Below are 17,238 nucleotides of genomic sequence, written 5' to 3' on the forward strand. Positions count from 1 at the left end.
GGGCTACGGAAATGGTTACTTATCGTGACTCCCGTACACTCGTAGTGAGCAATACGGGGGGTCGAGCGAGGAGAGCAACCATGGGAAGCCAGCTGAGCGCCGAGCGGACGAGCACCGCGCGGACCGACGACGTCGACCGCTCCGACGCGGCCTACCGCAGCTGGCTCAAGGAGGCGGTGCGCAAGGTCCACGCCGACGCCAACCGCTCCGCCGACACCCACCTACTGCGCTTCCCGCTCCCCGCCGACTGGGGCATCGACCTCTACCTCAAGGACGAGTCCACCCACCCCACCGGCTCGCTCAAGCACCGGCTGGCCCGTTCGCTCTTCCTGTACGGGCTCTGCAACGGGTGGATCCGCCCCGGCAAGCCGGTGATCGAGGCCTCCAGCGGCTCCACCGCCGTCTCCGAGGCGTACTTCGCACAGCTCATCGGCGTGCCGTTCGTCGCGGTGATGGCCAAGTCCACCAGCCAGGCCAAGATCGACCTGATCCAGTTCCACGGCGGCGAGTGCCACCTGGTGGAGCGCTCGGACGAGGTGTACGAGGCGTCCGCCCGGCTCGCCGAGGAGACCGGCGGCCACTACATGGACCAGTTCACCTACGCGGAGCGGGCCACCGACTGGCGCGGCAACAACAACATCGCCGAGTCGGTCTTCGCCCAGCTGCGCCTGGAGCCGCACCCCGAACCGGCCTGGATCGTCGCCACGGCCGGGACGGGCGGCACCTCGGCGACCATCGCCCGGTTCGTCCACTACATGCAGTACGACACCCGGATCTGTGTCGCCGACCCGGAGAACTCCTGTTTCTTCGACGGCTGGGTCCAGCACGACCCGGAGGCGCTCTGCGACAGCGGCTCCCGGATCGAGGGGATCGGCCGGCCCCGGATGGAGCCGAGCTTCGTGCCCGGGGCGATCGACCGGATGATGAAGGTCCCGGACGCCGCGTCGATCGCCGCCGTGCGGGTGCTGGAGGACGTGCTCGGCAAGAAGGCCGGCGCCTCCACCGGCACGGGCCTGTGGGGAGCGCTGAAGATCGTCGCGCAGATGCGGGCGGCGGGGGAGCGCGGCAGCGTGGTCACCCTGATCTGCGATCCGGGTGACCGCTACCTCGACAAGTACTACTCGGACGACTGGCTGGCCGGCGAGCGGATCGACATCGCGCCGTACCGGGCCGGTCTGGAGTCCTTCCTGGCCGGCGGCGCCTGGTCGGGCTGACGCCGGCCACGGCCCGCTCGGGTCAGGCGCCGGGCCGGCGCTCGGTGAGGAACAGGGCGCCGGTCAGCGCAACGAGGACGGCCGTGGCGCCGTGGATGCCGTAGGCGGCGGCCGCCGAGCCGTGGTGGCTCAGCACGTTCAGTGCGTCGTCCAGCGGGACGAGCGCGTCGGCCAGCAGGAGCATGCCCAGGGCGCGTCGGTGGCCGGTGGCGAGCAGGGCCAGGACGGCGATGCCCGAGGCGAGGTCTCGGATGCCCTTGACGTCGAAGAACGCGGCGGCCCCGCCGTGCGGCCACTCGGGCAGGCCGAAGCCGGTGACGGTGGTCTCGGGGGCGAACAGGTAGCTGACGCCGACGTATCCGATGCCGAGGGCGAGCAGGACGGCCAGGACGGTGGCGGTCCTCTCGCGGGCGGTGCGGGTAGTGCGGGTAGTGCGCACGGGGCGGGTGCCGGTGGCGGTGGCGGTGGCGGTGCCGGTGGAGGTCGCGGTGGTGGCGGCCGGGGTGACGGTGGTGGTGCCGGACATGGTGGATCCCCCTTGATGTGAACCGGAAGCCTGCGCCGCACTGCTTTCTAGCGCCGCTAGGAACTGAAACGAGGCTAGCCCTATCGACGCTCCCTTGTCTAGCGCTGCTAGGATTCGTCCCATGTCAATCCGGGAGCGCCGCGAGCGCGAACGCGCCGAGCGGCAGCAGCTGATCATCCGAACCGCCCGCGAACTGGCCGAGGGCGAGGACTGGGAGGCGGTGACGACCCGTCGGCTCGCCGAGCGGATCGAGTACAGCCAGCCCGTGCTCTACAGCCACTTCGCCAACAAGGACGCGATCGTGGCGGCCGTCGCACTGGAGGGCTTCCCCGCGCTGGCCGCCGACCTGCGGGCCGCCGTACGGAAGGCCGACGGGCCGGCCGAGGCCTTCGGCGCCGTGGCCGGCACCTATCTCACGTTCGCGGCTGCCAATCCGGCGCTCTACGACGCGATGTTCACCCTCGCGACGGACCTGCCGTTCGGGCAGCCGGACTCGCCCGTCCCGCTGAAGGAGGCCTTCGCCGCGCTCGTCGGGCCGATCGCCGAGGTGGCCGGTGCCGAGGATCCGGAGCCCTTCGCCGAGATGGTCTGGGCGGCCCTCCACGGCCTCGTCACCCTCGCCCGGAGCGGCCGGCTGCGCCCGGACTTCGCGGAGCAGCGGCTGGCGCTGCTGGTGGAGCGGATGCTGGGTGGTGCGGCCCGTCGGGGGTGACGGGACGTCGCTGGCAGAGGCACTGTGGGCAGCGAACGCATGTCGGATGTCGTCCTCTGCCGCTTGTCAGCTGCGGCTCCGCAGGTCAGGCGCCCTGCCTGCCCGTGCGGCGGAGCACCGCCCTGCCGCCCGCGAGGTCGATGCCGGTCCGCTTCGGCGCGCCGTCGTGCTCGTCGTCCCGCAGCACCAGCTCGATCCGCCGCTGCTCCAGCTGCACACGCTTGCTCGGGTAGAGCAGCGCGTGCAGCTCCTCGGTGGCGGTCGCTCCCGCGCCGCCCCCACCCCTGCGCGATCCCGTACGCGATCCCGGAAGCGCGCCGTCCGCCCCCGGCCGGGCGAGCAGCCGGCGGGCGACCGCGCCGAGGAAGAACACCACGACCAGGGCGGCCGGCAGCAACAGCCCGCCCGCCGCGCCGGTGAGAAGCATGCTCATGCCGGTTCAACGCCCGGCGGGTGGAGGGGAGTTCCTCGCCGGACGGTGCCACGCCGAGCCGGACGGTGCCACGTCGAGCCGGACGGTGCCACGTCGAGCCGGTTGGGGCAGTCGGTTGGGGCGGCCGCTCGGGGCAGCCGGTCAGGGGATCCGGGCGCCCGGGAGGTCGGCGGGGACGAGCAGCTGGAGCTCCTCGGTGGACGGGTCCTCCAGGTGGGCGACCCGCATCGCGTGCCGCTCGACCATCGTCTCGAAGACCTGCCGGGCCGTGCGTCCGTTGCCGAAGTTGGGGCCGCGCTCCAGGCCGGCGAAGTGGTCGAGCAGCGCGCCCTCGGTGGCCTCGGCCAGCGCGTACTCGTGCTCGGCGCACTGGGCGCGGGCGATCTCCAGCAGCTCGTCCGCGCTGTAGTCGGAGAAGGTGATGGTCCGTGAGAACCTGGACGAGACACCCGGGTTGGCGGAGAGGAAGCGTTCCATCTCGGCGGTGTAGCCGGCCACGATGACGACCACCTCGTCCCGGTGGTCCTCCATCAGCTTGACCAGGGTGTCGATCGCCTCGCGGCCGAAGTCGCGGGCGCCGTCCTCGGGGGCCAGCGCGTACGCCTCGTCGATGAAGAGCACCCCGCCGCGGGCCCGGTCGAAGGCGGCGGCGGTGCGGATCGCGGTGGAGCCGATGTGCTCGCCGACCAGGTCGACGCGGGCCACCTCGACCAGGTGGCCGCGCTGCAACACCCCGAGTGAGGCGAGGATTTCGCCGTAGAGCCGGGCCACGGTGGTCTTGCCGGTGCCGGGGGCGCCGGTGAAGACCAGATGGCGGCGGAGCGAGGGGGCCTTGAGCCCGGCCTGTCGGCGGCGCCGGCCGACCGAGATCAGGTCGATCAGCGTCCGCACCTCCTGCTTGACCGTGGCCAGGCCCACCAGCGCGTCGAGTTCGGCGAGCGCTTCGTCGGCGGGCCGGCAGTCCGGAATCGGCCCGATCGCCGCCGATGCCGGTGCCGACACCGGGGCGGGAGCCACCAGTGCGGTCAACGGAGGTGCCGGTGCCGCGAGTTGGGCGGTCCGCGGGGCGGGCAGCTCGGGCCCGGGTGCGGCCGGCGCGACGTCGTCCGAGGTGCAGGCCTCCACCACCGGCCCGGGCTCGGAGAACTCGAAGCCGGCCCGCTCGTTCTGCTCCGCCCGGCAGCGGGTCAGGACGGTGCGGCAGCCGTCGATGATGTGGAAGCCGAAGCCCTTGCCGTGCGAGACCCGGCAGTCCTCGAAGGTGCCGCGGCCCTGTGCCGAGACGTACACACCGGCGTCCGAGCTGGCCCGGACGGTGCAGTCGCGCACCACCGGGTCGGCGCCCTTGGTGACGATGACGCCGGTGGCCACGTCGGAGATCTCGCAGTCGGTGAGCAGCCCGCCGCTGCCGTGGTCGCGGAACCAGAGCCCGGTGCCGGCCTCCTGGACCCGGCAGCGGGTGAGCGTCACCCCGGCGCCGCCGCTGACCGAGACCGCGGAGCTGCGGATCCGGCTGAACGAGCAGCCCTCGGCGGTGGCGGTGGAGTCGCGGTCCAGGACGAAGAGCGCGTCCGGCAGGTCGTGCAGCGAGCAGTCGGTGAGGGTGAGCCGGGCGCCGTCGCTGACCCAGAGCGCCGGGTACTCGCCCGACGATCCGTGGATCTCGCTGGACTCGGCGGTGGCCTCGGTGCCCTGGTCCCAGACCGAGAGCGCGCCGCGCCCGAAGTCCCGCACGGTGCTGTTGACCAGGCTGAGCCGGGCCCGGCCGCGCAGGTCGGCGCCGTTCTCCGGAAGGTCGTGCACCCGGCAGCCGGTCAGCACCAACTCGGCCTCGCTGTCCAGGGTCACGCCGTTGCCGGTGACCCGGTGGATCTCGCAGTCGACCAGCCGCCCGCCGGCCTGCGCCTCGGCCTGCACCCCGCTGCCCCGGATCTCGTAGATCTCGCAGCCGGTCAGCTCGGCGGCGCTGCCCGGGTCGGCCAGGAGCACGCCGGCGCCGCCCGCGTGGTGGATCCGGCAGCGTTCGAGCGCGGCGGTGGCGCCGTCGAGGACGGCCAGTCCGGCCTGCCCGGCGGCGGCGACCTCGCAGTCCTCGAAGGCGGCCGCGGTCCCCTCGCCGCGCAGCCGCAGGCCGAGACCGGCCGGGTTGGTGACCACGCAGCCGCGCAGGGTGGGCCGGGCGCCGCCGGTGACCTCGACGCCGGTGGCCGAGCGGGTCTCCACCCGGCAGCCGCTGAGCGAGGGAGTCGCCTCCGGGCCGGTGACCAGCACGGCCGGGACGGAGCTGTCGCTGCCCTCGATCACCAGGTCACGGACGATGGCGGCGGCGGTGACGGTCAGGGGCACGCCACCCGGCGGGTCGATCCGGACCGTGCCGGGGCCCTGCGCGGGGACGACGGTGACCGCCTTGTCCAGCACCAGGTTCTCCCGGAAGGTGCCGGGCCGGACGGTCACCGTGTCGCCCGGCTCGGCGGCCGCGAGGGCCTCCGCGAGCGTGTCGTACTCGCCGGCGCGACGCCGCCAGCGGGATGCGCTGTCCTGGGTGACCCGGACCCTGTGCTCAGCCATGACGGTCTGTCGTCCCCACCTTCGTCGAGCCGGCGATCAACGGGCCGTGTGCGCGTGTTGCGCGGGCCGCCCGCCCACCGTAGCGCGCCCGCGCGGGTGGTCCGGCCGCCCGGCGCAGAGAGGTGCCGGGGGCCGTTTCGTCTTCACCACATGCTTCAACGAGCGCGCACAGTTCCGGTTCCGGACGGGACGGGAACGAAGGAGGCGGCCGGGAGGCTCAGACCGTCTCGTTCGCCGGCCAGTGGGCGCCGTCCTCCAGCACCTCGACCTCGTCACCGACCCGGAGCGTGCCGAGCACGTCGCCGTCGGTGCCGGCCGGGCGCTCGGGGATCAGGTTCTGCCCGAACGCCGCCTTCTTGAGCAGCTTGTGGTGCCGGGCCAGGGTGCGCAGCGGCTCGGGGCCGCGCCGCTCGCCGCTCTCCTGGTCGGTGGTGGTGACCACGCACCGGCCGCACGGCTTGACCACCTTGAAGGTCAGCCCGCCGATCCGGATCCGGCGCCAGCCGTCCTCGGCCCACGGCTCGGCGCCGCCGACCACGACGTTCGGGCGGAACCGCTCCATCGGCAGGGTCTCGTGGCCCTCCGGGTGCTCCTCGCCGATCAGCGCGTTGAGCTTCTCCAGCGAGGCGGTGGTGACGAGCAGCAGCGGGAAGCCGTCGGCCATCGAGACGGTGTCGCCGGGCGCGGAGAACTGCGGGTCGACCGGGCGGGCCCGCGGGTCGTCCAGGTGCACCAGGCGGTAGTCGCCGAGGTGCTCGGCGATCCAGAGGTGGGCCTCCTTGACCGCCTCGGCGGCGCGGAACCGGGTGCCCCAGACCTCGACCTCGGCGAGCGGGTCACCGGCCGCGACGGCCGGAGCCGGGACGTCGATCCGGGAGCCGCCGGGGGCGGTCAGGGTGAGCGTGCCGTTCTCGGAGAGCTCGGCGCGGATCTGGCCGAGGGCGGCGTTCTCGCGCTGGCTGACGAAGCGTCCGGTGGCGTCGGCCAGCATCCAGCGGCGGTCGCCTACCAGACCCCACGGTTCGACCCGGGCGCTCGCGGGGCTCAGACGGTACATCGACTTGACGGGGTAGACGTGGAGTCCGGTGAGCAGCATCCCCCTATCCTGCCAGCACCCGCCGGACCGCCGGCACCCCCGGTGGCCGGGGCTGCGGCACCCCGTACGCGCACGGACCGCCCGGACGCCGTGGGGGGCGGTCCGGGCGGTCCGTGGATGACCCGTTTCTCCGTACGCCCGGCGCGCGGTGGCGCCGGGTGGTGCTCAGGTGGTGCGGGTTCGGGCCGGGTGGGGCCGGCCCGAGGGCGTCAGTAGCCCTGGCCCTGCGGCTGGTAGCCCTGCTGGAACTGGCCCGGCTCGCCGTACGCGCCCGGGCGCTGCGGCTGCATCGGGCGGACCGGCGCGACCGGGGAGACGGCCGGGCGCAGCTGGGCGCCGCCGAAGCCCTGGTCGCCGCCCTGGCCCTGGAAGCCGGGGCCGCCGGCCGGGCCGGCGCCGGCGAAGGACTGCTGGCCGCCGAAGCTCTGCGGGCCGCCGTTCGGCTGGCCGGCGGGCTGCGGCTGGCCGCCGAAGGACCCCGGGCCGCCCATCGGCTGCGCGCCGAAGGACTGCGGGCCGCCCTGGCCGGCGCCGACGAAGGTGTTCTGCCCGCCGAAGCTCTGGCCGCCGGACGGCTGGTAGCCGCCGCCGGTGGCCTGCGAGAAGCCGGGGGCGGGAGCCTGCGGACGCTGGCCGGACAGGTACGGCTGCGGGCCTCCGTAACCGGGGACGGGCGGCTGGGGCGCGGAGGCGTACGCCGGTGCGGGCTGGGCCGGGATGTACGTCGTGGCGGGGCCGGCGGAGGGACCGCTGCTCGGGCCGGGGCCCAGGGCGAGGCGGGCGGGCGGCAGCGCGGGGAGGTTGCTGCCGGGGGTGTCGTACCCACCGCCGTACCGGTTGTCGTAGGACGGGCCGAGGCCGGATCCGTAACCGGACGACAGTGCCGGCGGCAGGGCGGCCGGCACGTTGATGGGCGCGATCTGCGGGACACCGCGCTCTGCGACGAGGGAGTCGTAGATGGGCGTGCCGGAGGAGAAGGACGGAGAGGGGTAGCCGACTCCGTCGTAGGAGCGGGGCGAGGTCATGGGGCATACGGTAAGCCCACAATGCGCCTGCTGAGGAGAGTGGGAGGCCGAGCAGTTCGAGTGTTTACACAGTCTTCGCTCGCACAAAGGTTTCGAAAGTAGTAAGAACGGACATTCTGGCAGCGAGTTCAGGCCAGGTTCGGGCCGGGGTGCGGCCTCGAACGGAGCCCGGACGGGGCCCGCGAAGGCCGGTGCGGTGACGGGGCAGTGGACGGTTCCGGTCCGGGCGAAGAAACCTTTGCGGGCGGGGCGTGCGCTGGCGCATTCGAGCCCCTGCCGGGGGGCCGGCAGCGGCTCGTGAATGTTTCGGGAATAAATTTCCCGTGAGGGCTGGTCAGGGGCGCGAAGCCCGAGGTCAGCGAGCCTGCGCGGCCGCGGGCCGGTGTGTCGTGGATGTGTGGGCCCTGGTGTGCGGGTCGTCGTGTACGGGCCGTGGGCGTGTGTGCCGGGGGCCCGGGCGTCAGCGGGCCTGGGCCGGCTGCCGGTGGGACGCCTGGGCGGGGAAGCCCGGCCGGCCGGCCACCTCGGAGGTGCAGAACGAGCAGCGCACCGCCGCCGCCGGGATCGGGCTCAGGCACTCCGGGCAGTCCGCCTTGGCGACCGGTGCCGGCTTGGCGCCGTCCAGCCTCGCCTGGAGCTTGCCGACCGGCACCACCACGATGAAGTAGATCACCGCGGCCACCAGCACGAAGCTGATCAGCGCGTTCACGAACACGCCGTACGGGAAGGCGGTGCCGGCCACCGCGAAGGTCTTCTGGGTGAAGTCGCCGACGGCGCCGGTGGCGACGCCGATGAGCGGGGTGAGGAAGGCCGTGACGAACCCGGTGACGACGGCGGTGAAGGCCGCGCCGATGACGATGCCGACCGCGAGGTCGACGACGTTTCCGCGCAGCAGGAAGCTGCGGAATCCCTTGAGCACCGGGTGACTCCAAATCCGGACGGGGGAGGGCGAGATGGGACCGCGGGCCCCGGCCGGACATCCTGCCGACCGGGGGTGCCCGCGGTCCAACCGCGTTCACCCGATCCGCCTAACCGGGCGGGCGGCCGGTCAGGCGGCGCGCAGGCGCTCCGCGTACGGCTGGATCCGGGCCACCGCCGCGGCGATCCGGCGGACGACGGGTGCGTCCATGTGCGACCAGAGCGGCACGGTGAGCACCGCGGAGGCCAGCCGGTCGGTCACCGGCAGGGCCTCGGCCTGGCCGAGGTGGGCGTAGGCGCGCTGGCGCTGCACCGGCGGGTGGAAGTAGCGGCGCGAGTCGATGCCCTCGGCCCTCAGGGCGTCGGCGAGTCGGGACGCGGTGAGCCCGAAGGCGGCGGCGTCCAGGATCAGCGTGAGGTCCTTGAAGGTGGAGACGTCGCCCTCCTCCGGCAGGGCCAGCCGCAGCCCCGGCAGGCCGGAAGTCTCCGCGGCGAACTCGGCCACAAGAGTGCCTCGATGGGCCACCCGTTCGGGCAGCCCGGCCAGCCAGTTGAGGCCGACGGCGGCGTGCAGTTCGCTCATCCGGGCATTCAGGCCGGGGAAGAGCGTGTCGTAGTCGCCGGGGTTTCCGTAGTCGCGGGCGGTGCGCAGCCGGCCGGCGAGGCCGGCGTCGCGGGTGGCGACCAGGCCGCCCTCGCCGGCCACCGCGACCTTGGTCGGGCTCATCGAGAACACCTCGGCGTAGCCGAAGTTGCCGACCGGCACGCCCTTGCGGCGGCTTCCGAAGCCGTGCGCCGAGTCGTAGACCAGCGGCACGCCGGCCGCGTCGGCGGCTTCCTGGAGCCGTTCGACCTGGCAGGGCGTGCCGTAGACGTGGGTGGCCATCAGCGCGGCCGGGCGGTCGGCGGCGGCGAGCCGGGCGGCCGCGTCGTCGGGGTCGAGGGTGATGTCCTGCTCGCGGGCCTCGGCGAACACCGGGGTGCCGCCGGCCCAGTGGGCGGCGTGCGCGGTGGCGGAGAAGGTGAAGCCGGGCATCACCACCGGGCGCCCGCCCTCGACCCCGGCGGCCTGGAGCACCAGCATCAGGCCGGCGGTGCAGTTGGAGACGGCCACCACGTGCGGCACGTCCAGCAGCTTGGCGGCGGTCTCCTCCAGTTCGGCGACGGTGCGGCCGTTGGTCAGCTGCCCGCTGTCGAGGACGGTGCCGAGCCGCTCCAGCAGCGCGGCGCGGTCGGGGACCCGCACGCGGGTGAGCGGGAGTCCGTCCGGGAACGCGGGCGTGCCGCCGAGGGCGGCGGGCAGGGCAAGGGTGTCGGTGGTCATGGCGCGGTGGATCCCCCCTGGAACGGTGACTGGGACTCGGAGTTGCGCGGGAACGGGAGCCTGCCCGCCGACGGTGGCCCGGACGGTGACCGGGGCGAGGGCTGCGACGAGGGCAGGGGCGAGGACTGTGACGGTGACCGGGGCGAGGGCTGCGGTGGTGGGCAGGGAGGCGGCGAGCCGGACGACGCAGCGGCCTCCGTGCGGCCCGGACCGCCGACGCGGCCGACGGCGTGGACCTCGGGCGGCCGCAGCCGCCCACCCCACTGCCCCGGCGCGACCCGCCAGACCGGTGGCGAGCGGCGCTTGGCCGGCCCGCGGGCCGTGGTGGCCGCCGGGACGACCAGCAGCACCAGCACCAGCGGCAGCACCTGGACGCGCTCGCGCGACAGGATGCCCATGTTGTTGATGGTCGAGAAGGCCCAGCAGAACAGCAGCGTGTAGACGGCGGTGAAGGCGAGGTACGAGCGCTGCACGAACAGCCGGGGCAAGCGGCTCAGCCGCGGCCAGCTGCGGATGAACATCACCAGCAGCGCGAAGCACTCCACCGACTGGATCAGGTTCTGGATGTTGGACGCCTCGAACGGGAACGGCCGGAAGAGTACGCTGACCACGGCGACCGGCAGCCCCGCCGGATTGAGGCTGAACCTGGGCGCGGCGTCCTCCGGCGCGGTCGCGCTGATCATGGAGTTGCCCTGGCTGGTGCGCCGCGAGGTCTCCGAGAGCACCTGGTTGACGGCGTCGCCGCCGGTGCCGTCGGTGCCGAAGAAGGTGGAGACCTGCTGGAGCATCAGCACCGCCATCGCGCCCAGCACCACCGCGGTCAGGATGGTCCGCAGCGGCCCGAGCGCGCTCGCCTGCTGCGGGCGCTTGCGCAGCACGTACGCGACCATCAGTCCGGCCCCGGCGAGCGCGGTGACATGCGGGCGGACCATCGCGGTGCCGAGCGAGCCGAGCGCGATGCAGGCGAAGGCGCCGAAGCGGCGGTCCAGCAGCCGGGCGGTGCCGTAGGTGGTCAGGCCCAGGCAGAACATCATCCAGGCGTCCTTGCCGATGCTCGACGGCCAGAACAGCAGCGAGGGCAGGAAGAAGACCAGCTTGGCGTACTTGCGGGTGTCCGCCTCGGGGAACGCGATCTGCAGCGCCCGCCAGAACAGCAGCAGGCCCCAGAACCCCAGCCAGGAGAAGACGAGGAACCCGCCGATCAGCGACGGCCCGGTGATCGCGTAGACGACGCCGGTGACGATGATGACGAAGCCGGTCCCGGCGACCTTCATCCCGAGGTCGTAGTGGACGCCGGCGAACAGGTCGGCCTGGTCGAGGTAGACGGCGAGCTCGGTGCCCTTCTGGTGGTACATCTTGGCGTCGGCCGCGCCCCCGTACAGCACGAACGCCATCAGGTAGCGGGGGAAGGCGCAGAGCAGCTTGGCCGTCATGGCCAGCAGCAGCAGGCGGAACACGTCCCGCTCGGGGTTGGCGGCGGCGATCCGGGCGAGGATCGGGGTACCGACCGCCATCAGCGCCGGGAGGATCAGCAGTGCGCCCCAGGTGTCGTACGAGGTGTGCACCATGGCGAGCACGAAGAGTGTGACGTAGCCGGTCACCAGCGCGGCCGCGACGGTGGAGGGCCAGGGCACGCGGGTCAGTGCGGCCCGGGCGGGGTGCAGCGCGGCCCGGGCCGCCGGGGCCGGCCATGGCATCAGAAGACCTCCAGGTCGCCGAGGGTGAACCGCCAGTCGGCCACGGTCAGTTCGGTGCGGCCGGCCGGGGTGCGGGCGGCCAGCCGCATGCCGGTGCGCGGTGCGCGCAGGTAGCCGGTGCGCAGTGCGGCGGCGGCCGCCTCGGTGCCGGGGGAGAGGTGGGTGGCGACGTGGTCGCAGCCGGACTCGTGGGCGGCGGCGCGCAGCAGCCGGGCGGCGCTGTCCCGGTCGCCGGGGCGGACCAGGACGTCGGCGAGGGTGAACTCGGCCAGCGGGCCGCGCCGGCGGGGCCGGCCGAGGGCGAGGCCGGTCAGTTCGCCGCCGCGGTGGGCGGTGAGGACGCGGTAGTCCAGGCCCGGGGCCCGCCCGTAGCGCCAGTGCAGGAACTCCGGGGTGCGGCGCACGGCCAGGCGGGGGTCGGCCGCGTCGGCCGCGGCCCGCTCGCGCAGCAGCTCGGCCAGCGGGCCGTCGGCCGGCTGGGCATCGAACCAGTCCCCGGCGGTGGGGAGTTGGCAGGCGACCGGCGCCGCCGGACCGGCCGGACGGCGGTCCAGTGCGGCGCGCACGCCGCGGGCGAACGCCGCCGGGCGCACGGCCCGCAGCGCGACCGGGACCGTCCCGAGCTCCTGCCAGCCCATCGTCCGGTAGCCGGGCAGGCTCTTGCCGTTCGGAGTGTTGAACACCAACTCCGTCTCACCGGAGACCTGTTCGAGCAGGTCCAGGGTGAGCCGGCGGAAGATGCCGCGGCCCTGGAAGTCCGGGTGGGTGGCGGTGTCCACCGGCCGGACGGCGGCGATCGTACGGCCGGTGGCGCCCTCGTGCCACTGCCAGCGCAGGAAGAGCCGGACGCCGGCGAGGCGCCCGTCCGGGGTCTCGGCGAGCAGGCCGGGGCTGGCGCCGAAGGGGTTCTGCCGGTGCTTCCAGGTGAAGAACTCGGCGGTGCGGGTGCCGGTCGGGCCGCCGGCCAGTGAGGCGGTCAGCAGGTCGAGTACCGCCGGGAGGTCGGCGTCCGTGAGCGGGCGGAAGGCCGGCTCGGCGGGGGAGGGCAGGGCACTCACGTCCGGACTCGCACTCATTTCGGTGGTAGGGCCTCCGGAGGAGGCGGTGGTCGGGGGTTCAGCGCCGCAGGACCTGCTCGTACACCGCCTCGACGGCCCGCTGCGCGCCCGCCACGTCGAAGCCCTTCGCGCGCTCCCGGGCCGCCGCGCCGAGGCGCTCGCGCAGCTCCGGGTCGCCGGCCAGCCGGGCCAGGGCCTCGGCCAGCGCGGCCGGGTCGCCGGGCTCCACCAGCAGGCCCTGCCCGCCGTCGTCCACCACCTCCGGCATGCCGCCGACCCGGGTGACGACGGACGGCAGGCCGCTGGTCATCGCCTCCATCAGGGCCACCGGCAGGCCCTCCTGTCGGGAGCTCAGGGTGAACACGTCCAGTCCGGGCAGCAGCACCGGCACGTCGGAGCGCGAACCGGCGAACAACACGCTGTCGGCGACGCCCAGTTCGGTGGCGCGGGCCCGCAGCCGGCCGTCCAGCGGGCCGGCGCCGACCAGCACCAGCCGGGCCTGCGGGTGCCGGCGGCGCAGCGTGGCGTGGGCCGCGAGCAGGGTGGCCTGGTCCTTCTTCGGGGTGAGGTTGCCGACCGTGCCGACCACGAACGCATCCTGCGGGAGCCCGAGTTCGGTGCGCGCGGCGGCGCGGGCGGCCGGACCGCCGGGGGCGCCGGCCAGATCGGGGCCGTGGTGCACCACGTGAACCCAGTCGCCGGGGCGTCGGCGTTCGGCGGGGATGGTCCGCTCGACGGCGTGCGAGACGGCGATCACCGCGTCGTTGCGCCGGTAGGTCAGTGCGTTGGCCCAGCGGGTGGCCGGCCGGTAGCGCTCCCAGACGTTGTGCTCGGTGTGCACCAGCCGCGGGGACCCGGCGGTGGGGGCCAGCAGCCGGGCGGCGGCGGCCGGGATCGGCATGTGGGTGTGGACCAGCCCGTAGCGGCGGCCGGCGAGCAGCCGGCGCAGCCGCAGCGGCCAGCGCGGGTCGGCCCGGCCGGGGGTGCCCGGCGCACCGCCGAGGCAGTGCACCCGCACCCCGGCCTCGACGAGTGCCGGGGCGAGGGCGTCCTTCCACGGCAGCACGTACGCGACCTCGATCTCGTAGCGTGAACGGTCCGCGTGGCGGGCGCAGTTGAGCAGCAGCTGCTCGGCGCCGCCGCGGCCGAGGCCCTTGGCCAGCCAGAGGACCCTCGTCGGCCCGCTCACCGCTCCTCCGCCTCGCGCAGCAGGGCGGGCTCGTCGTGGTCGCCGTCGCCCTCGGGGTCCGGGCCGCCCTGGGCGGCGTGCCCGCCCTTGCCTCCCTGGCCGACGTGACCGCCCTGACCGTCGACACGGTGGCCGTCGGCGCCGCGCCGGGCCCAGCTGGGCGCCGACCGTTCCGCCGGCCGCTCGGCCCCGCGCTCCCGAGCCCGCTCCAGCGCCGGTGCCGTCGCCGGAGCGGCCGCGCGCGGCAGGGCGGTCTGCGCCGAGCGGCCGCCGACCGCCACCGGACCGCCGCCCGCCGTGCTGCGTCGCCGCCGCCCGGCCGGGCCGTAGGTGCCGAGCAGTGCCACGCCGGCCACCGGCACACCCGTCCGGGAGAGCAACTCCGCCACCCGGTCCGCCTGTTCCGGTGTCACGTTGCCGCTTCGCACGGTCACCAGGACCGCGTCGGCGTGCTGGACCAGGTCGTACGCGTCATTGGCGTGCAGCAGCGGGGAGGTGTCGACCAGGATCACGTCCGCGTGCCGCCGGGCCCGGCGCAGCACCTCGGCGGCCCGCAGCACCAGCGCCGCCGGGTAGGCGGTGGTGTTGCCGCCGGTGATCAGCGAGACGCCCTCGACGTTGGTCGGCCGGATCAACTCGTCCAGCTCGCCCAGCTGTTCGCCGCTGAGCAGCTCGGCCATGCCCGGCCCGCCGCCCACGCCGAGGTGGGCGTGCAGCTGCGGGTGGCGGAAGTCGCAGTCCAGCACCAGGACTTCGCGGCCGGTCTCGGCGAGCGCGGCGGCCAGGTTGGCCACCGTGGTGGTCCGCCCGTCGCCGCTGCTGCCGGAGGCGACCAGGACCACCGGCGCCGGTCGGCCGAGCCGGCGCGCGACGCCTTCGGCCGGTTCCCGGCTGGTCTGCCCGTGGGCCGGCAGGGCGAGCGCGTCCGGGCCGGTGAGCAGCAGGGTGGAACGCAGCGAACGGTACGCCTCGGCGGCCGGGTCGGACGGCCGGGCGCGCACCAGCGGTTCGCGCAACCGCCGCAGCCGGCGGGAGAGTTGCGGCACCTCGCCGATCACCGGCAGGTTGAACGCCTCCTCGACCGCGTTGCGGGTGCGCAGCCGGGTGTCCATCCGGCTGAGCATCAGCGCCGCGACGACGCCCAGGGCGAGGCCGAGGGCCACCGCCAGGCCGAGCCGGACGCTGCGGGTGGGGGAGGAGAGCAGGTTGCTGGTGCCCTGGCGGGCGTCGATGCTGCCCCACTGCTGGATGGCGTCGGTCTGGGCGCCGTTCTGCAACTTGCTGATCGCGGTGAGCGTCGCGGTCAGCGAGGTGGACGCGGCGGTCAGCTTGGGCTGGAGCTTGGGCTGGTCGCCGGCCGAGGAGCGGTTGAACTGCTGCTGGATGTCGTCGAGCGCCTTCTGCTGGGCGTCGGCCTGCGACTGGAGCTTCTTGATGGTCTCGGCGGCGCTCTTGGCGGACTCGTCGCTGAAGCCCTTGATGATCGCGGCCGAGTAGGCGGCCGCCAAGTCGGAGCAGGACTGCTGGGTCGGCCCGGTGGTCGCTATCGACAGCATCTGGGCGCTGTCGGCCGTCACCGTCCGGCGGGCGATCACCGCGGCGGCGTCGGCGATGCCGAGCTGGCTGGCCGCCGCCGTCGCGACGTCCGAGCCCTGCGCGTACGAGAGCACCTGGTCGGCCCGCACGGTGTCGCCGGCCCCCGCGACCGGCGTGATGGCGACCTTGCACTTCCATTTGGCGTTGTCCACCGTGTCACCGGCCGGGGTCAGCAGCCAGCCGACGACGAGCGCGGCGAGCGTGCAGCCGACGAGCAGCCGCCAGTACCGCCGCAGGACGGTGAAGTGGTTTGCCGGTTCCACCGGTTGGATCCCCTCGCGTTCGTGGTGCGGTGGTGCTGTGGAACTCCCGCCCGGGGGCGGCCCGTTCGGGAGCGCGACGGTCCGGGTGCTGCTACCTGTGCCGGACTCGCGGCACGGTGGGATCCCTCGGCTGATGTCGCAACTCGCCCCCCTGACGACTCGCTCCCCGGCGTTCCCCGTCCGGCGTCGCCGCGCGAGCCCGCTCTCGGCCCGCCGCCCCCGCCGGTCCCCCCTTGCGATGCTTGCCGAGCCGCGACGTGCGGCGCAACCGCTTTGGCGATACTGGGACCGGCCGATTCCCGACGAACGGCCCGGTAGTGGCCGGAACCCGTCAGACCGCGCGCACCCGCAGCGACCGCTCGTAGAACTCGACCATCCGTGCCGACACCTGGTGCAGGGTGAACGAGGTCAGGAACCGGGCCCGGGCCGCCTTCGCCCGCACCCGGGCCGCCGCCCGGTCCTCCAGCGTGTCGGTGAGCGCCGCCGCCAGTTCGGCCGGCCGCTCCGGCGCCACCAGCCGGGCGTAGTCCTCCGAGCCGACCGTCTCGCGCAGCGCGGGCACGTCCGCGCAGACCAGCGGCACGCCGACGCCCATCGCCTCCATCGCGGCGCTGCCCAGCCCCTCCCAGCGGGAGGGCACGGCGAACGCGTCGGAGGCGGCCATCAGGTCGAACACGTCGTCGCGCGGCCCGAGGAAGCGCACGTTCCCCGCCGCCGCGGCGAGCGCGGTCAGCCGGGCCGTCTCGCCGCCCTCGCTGCCGGCCAGCAGCAGCACCGCGTCCGGCTCGGCGCGCAGCACCCCGGGCCAGGCCTCCAACAGCACGTCCAGGCCCTTCTGATACTGCTGGCGGGCCGCCGCGAGGACCACCGGGACGTCCTGCGGGAGGTCCAGCGCGGACCGGACGGCAGCCCGCCGGTCCGGGGTGACGGAGCCCAGCAGCTCCGGGTCGCGCCCGCGCGGGACGACGTCGATCCGGTCCCGCGGCACCCGCAGCCGCTGCGCCATCGTCCCGGCCACGTACCGGGTGAGGGCGTGGAAGCGCCGGGTGCCCTGGGCGGTCGCGGCGTCCACCGCCTGTGCGGCCCGAACCTTCCACGGGCTGAGCCCGCGCGCGCCCCGGTGCTCCGGGCCGTACGACGAGTTCACCAGGCTGGAGACCACCGGGGTGCGGGCCGACAGGGCGGCGGCCCGGCCGAGCACGTCGGACTCGTAGAGCGTGGTGTGCACGAGGTCCGGCCGGCGCTCCCGGATCAGCCGGTGCAGTGCGGCGCCCGTCCGCCCTCGGGTGGCCCGGCCCACGCCGAACACGTCGGCACCGGCCCCGGTCAGCTCCGGCTGGAAGCCGCCGGGGGAGTCCTTGAGGTACGCGACGTCCAGTTTCACCCCGGCCCGCACCAGTTGGGGGGCCATCGCCACCAGACCCTGCTCGGCCCCGCCGACCCGGCTCACGCTGTCGATCACATAGAGCACATGCACAGGCCAACCCCCGCCCTCCTGGGGCGCGCCCGGTCTCCCTGCCGGCCGGCACCCTGATTGCCGATCAGCATCGCAGGTGGCGGCCGCCGCCCGCCAGGGAATCGGCCAGGACGCTCCCCCGCCTCCCGGGGCGGCCGGGGGC

General features: G+C 74.6%; 14 protein-coding genes. 2 read left to right on the top strand and 12 right to left on the bottom strand.

The annotated features are described in order from the left end of the window. The first annotated feature begins 80 nt into the window (after positions 1 to 80). Positions 81 to 1,214: a PLP-dependent cysteine synthase family protein gene (locus ACZ5WK_RS27640; protein ID WP_465551129.1), complete on the top strand. Its 1,134-nt coding sequence runs from the start codon at positions 81 to 83 to the stop codon at positions 1,212 to 1,214. Positions 1,215 to 1,236: 22 nt separating this feature from the next. Here ACZ5WK_RS27640 and ACZ5WK_RS27645 read toward each other — a convergent pair whose 3' ends face one another. Further along, a complete protein-coding gene (locus ACZ5WK_RS27645) occupies positions 1,237 to 1,740 on the bottom strand; it encodes a DUF4267 domain-containing protein (RefSeq protein WP_465551131.1) in 504 nt (167 codons plus the stop codon). Between the two features lie 121 nt (positions 1,741 to 1,861). On the opposite strand from ACZ5WK_RS27645, the gene ACZ5WK_RS27650 reads away from it, so the two are divergent. After that, entirely contained in the window at positions 1,862 to 2,452 is a 591-nt protein-coding gene (locus ACZ5WK_RS27650; protein WP_465551133.1) for a TetR/AcrR family transcriptional regulator, read from the top strand. An 85-nt stretch (positions 2,453 to 2,537) separates the two neighbouring features. Here the strand turns inward: ACZ5WK_RS27650 and ACZ5WK_RS27655 are convergent, their stop codons facing one another. The 11 genes from ACZ5WK_RS27655 to ACZ5WK_RS27705 form a co-directional block, all read right to left on the bottom strand. Beyond that, the gene (locus ACZ5WK_RS27655) at positions 2,538 to 2,885 is read right to left on the bottom strand and encodes a DUF6191 domain-containing protein (RefSeq protein ID WP_465551135.1); all 348 of its coding nucleotides are present in this window, start codon (positions 2,883 to 2,885) and stop codon (positions 2,538 to 2,540) included. Positions 2,886 to 3,026: 141 nt separating this feature from the next. Continuing rightward, complete coding sequence (locus tag ACZ5WK_RS27660) at positions 3,027 to 5,453, bottom strand: right-handed parallel beta-helix repeat-containing protein (protein WP_465551137.1); 2,427 nt, start codon at positions 5,451 to 5,453, stop codon at positions 3,027 to 3,029. A 217-nt stretch (positions 5,454 to 5,670) separates the two neighbouring features. After that, positions 5,671 to 6,549 carry an MOSC domain-containing protein gene (locus tag ACZ5WK_RS27665; protein ID WP_465551139.1) on the bottom strand — a complete coding sequence of 293 codons (879 nt, stop codon included), beginning with the start codon at positions 6,547 to 6,549 and terminating at the stop codon, positions 5,671 to 5,673. 209 nt (positions 6,550 to 6,758) lie between these two features. Then, a complete protein-coding gene (locus tag ACZ5WK_RS27670; RefSeq protein ID WP_465551141.1) occupies positions 6,759 to 7,574 on the bottom strand; it encodes a DUF6643 family protein in 816 nt (271 codons plus the stop codon). A gap of 460 nt (positions 7,575 to 8,034) precedes the next feature. Further along, positions 8,035 to 8,493 (bottom strand): large conductance mechanosensitive channel protein MscL, encoded by a 459-nt coding sequence (mscL, locus tag ACZ5WK_RS27675; RefSeq protein WP_465551145.1) that lies wholly within the window; start codon positions 8,491 to 8,493, stop codon positions 8,035 to 8,037. A 129-nt stretch (positions 8,494 to 8,622) separates the two neighbouring features. Next, the gene (locus ACZ5WK_RS27680; RefSeq protein ID WP_465551147.1) at positions 8,623 to 9,816 is read right to left on the bottom strand and encodes a DegT/DnrJ/EryC1/StrS family aminotransferase; all 1,194 of its coding nucleotides are present in this window, start codon (positions 9,814 to 9,816) and stop codon (positions 8,623 to 8,625) included. Continuing rightward, a complete protein-coding gene (locus ACZ5WK_RS27685; RefSeq protein ID WP_465551149.1) occupies positions 9,813 to 11,513 on the bottom strand; it encodes a hypothetical protein in 1,701 nt (566 codons plus the stop codon). Before ACZ5WK_RS27685 ends, ACZ5WK_RS27680 begins: the two co-directional genes overlap by 4 nt. After that, entirely contained in the window at positions 11,513 to 12,571 is a 1,059-nt protein-coding gene (locus ACZ5WK_RS27690) for a GNAT family N-acetyltransferase (protein ID WP_465551151.1), read from the bottom strand. Before ACZ5WK_RS27690 ends, ACZ5WK_RS27685 begins: the two co-directional genes overlap by 1 nt. 58 nt (positions 12,572 to 12,629) lie before the next feature. Then, a complete protein-coding gene (locus ACZ5WK_RS27695; RefSeq protein WP_465551153.1) occupies positions 12,630 to 13,760 on the bottom strand; it encodes a glycosyltransferase in 1,131 nt (376 codons plus the stop codon). Further along, complete coding sequence (locus tag ACZ5WK_RS27700) at positions 13,757 to 15,619, bottom strand: nucleotide-binding protein (protein WP_465551155.1); 1,863 nt, start codon at positions 15,617 to 15,619, stop codon at positions 13,757 to 13,759. Before ACZ5WK_RS27700 ends, ACZ5WK_RS27695 begins: the two co-directional genes overlap by 4 nt. A gap of 331 nt (positions 15,620 to 15,950) precedes the next feature. Further along, complete coding sequence (locus ACZ5WK_RS27705; protein WP_465551157.1) at positions 15,951 to 17,090, bottom strand: glycosyltransferase family 4 protein; 1,140 nt, start codon at positions 17,088 to 17,090, stop codon at positions 15,951 to 15,953. Between the last annotated feature and the right edge of the window lie 148 nt (positions 17,091 to 17,238).

The sequence above is a fragment of the Kitasatospora sp. NPDC032757 genome (genome assembly GCF_055579305.1).

Coding starts and splice junctions, on each gene's coding strand:
- ACZ5WK_RS27640 (WP_465551129.1), top strand. CDS start 81: ATGGGAAGCCAGCTGAGCGCCGAGCGGACGAGCACCGCGCGGACCGAC.
- ACZ5WK_RS27650 (WP_465551133.1), top strand. CDS start 1,862: ATGTCAATCCGGGAGCGCCGCGAGCGCGAACGCGCCGAGCGGCAGCAG.
- ACZ5WK_RS27670 (WP_465551141.1), bottom strand. CDS start 7,574: ATGACCTCGCCCCGCTCCTACGACGGAGTCGGCTACCCCTCTCCGTCC.
- ACZ5WK_RS27680 (WP_465551147.1), bottom strand. CDS start 9,816: ATGACCACCGACACCCTTGCCCTGCCCGCCGCCCTCGGCGGCACGCCC.
- ACZ5WK_RS27685 (WP_465551149.1), bottom strand. CDS start 11,513: ATGCCATGGCCGGCCCCGGCGGCCCGGGCCGCGCTGCACCCCGCCCGG.
- ACZ5WK_RS27665 (WP_465551139.1), bottom strand. CDS start 6,549: ATGCTGCTCACCGGACTCCACGTCTACCCCGTCAAGTCGATGTACCGT.
- ACZ5WK_RS27645 (WP_465551131.1), bottom strand. CDS start 1,740: ATGTCCGGCACCACCACCGTCACCCCGGCCGCCACCACCGCGACCTCC.
- ACZ5WK_RS27660 (WP_465551137.1), bottom strand. CDS start 5,453: ATGGCTGAGCACAGGGTCCGGGTCACCCAGGACAGCGCATCCCGCTGG.
- ACZ5WK_RS27655 (WP_465551135.1), bottom strand. CDS start 2,885: ATGAGCATGCTTCTCACCGGCGCGGCGGGCGGGCTGTTGCTGCCGGCC.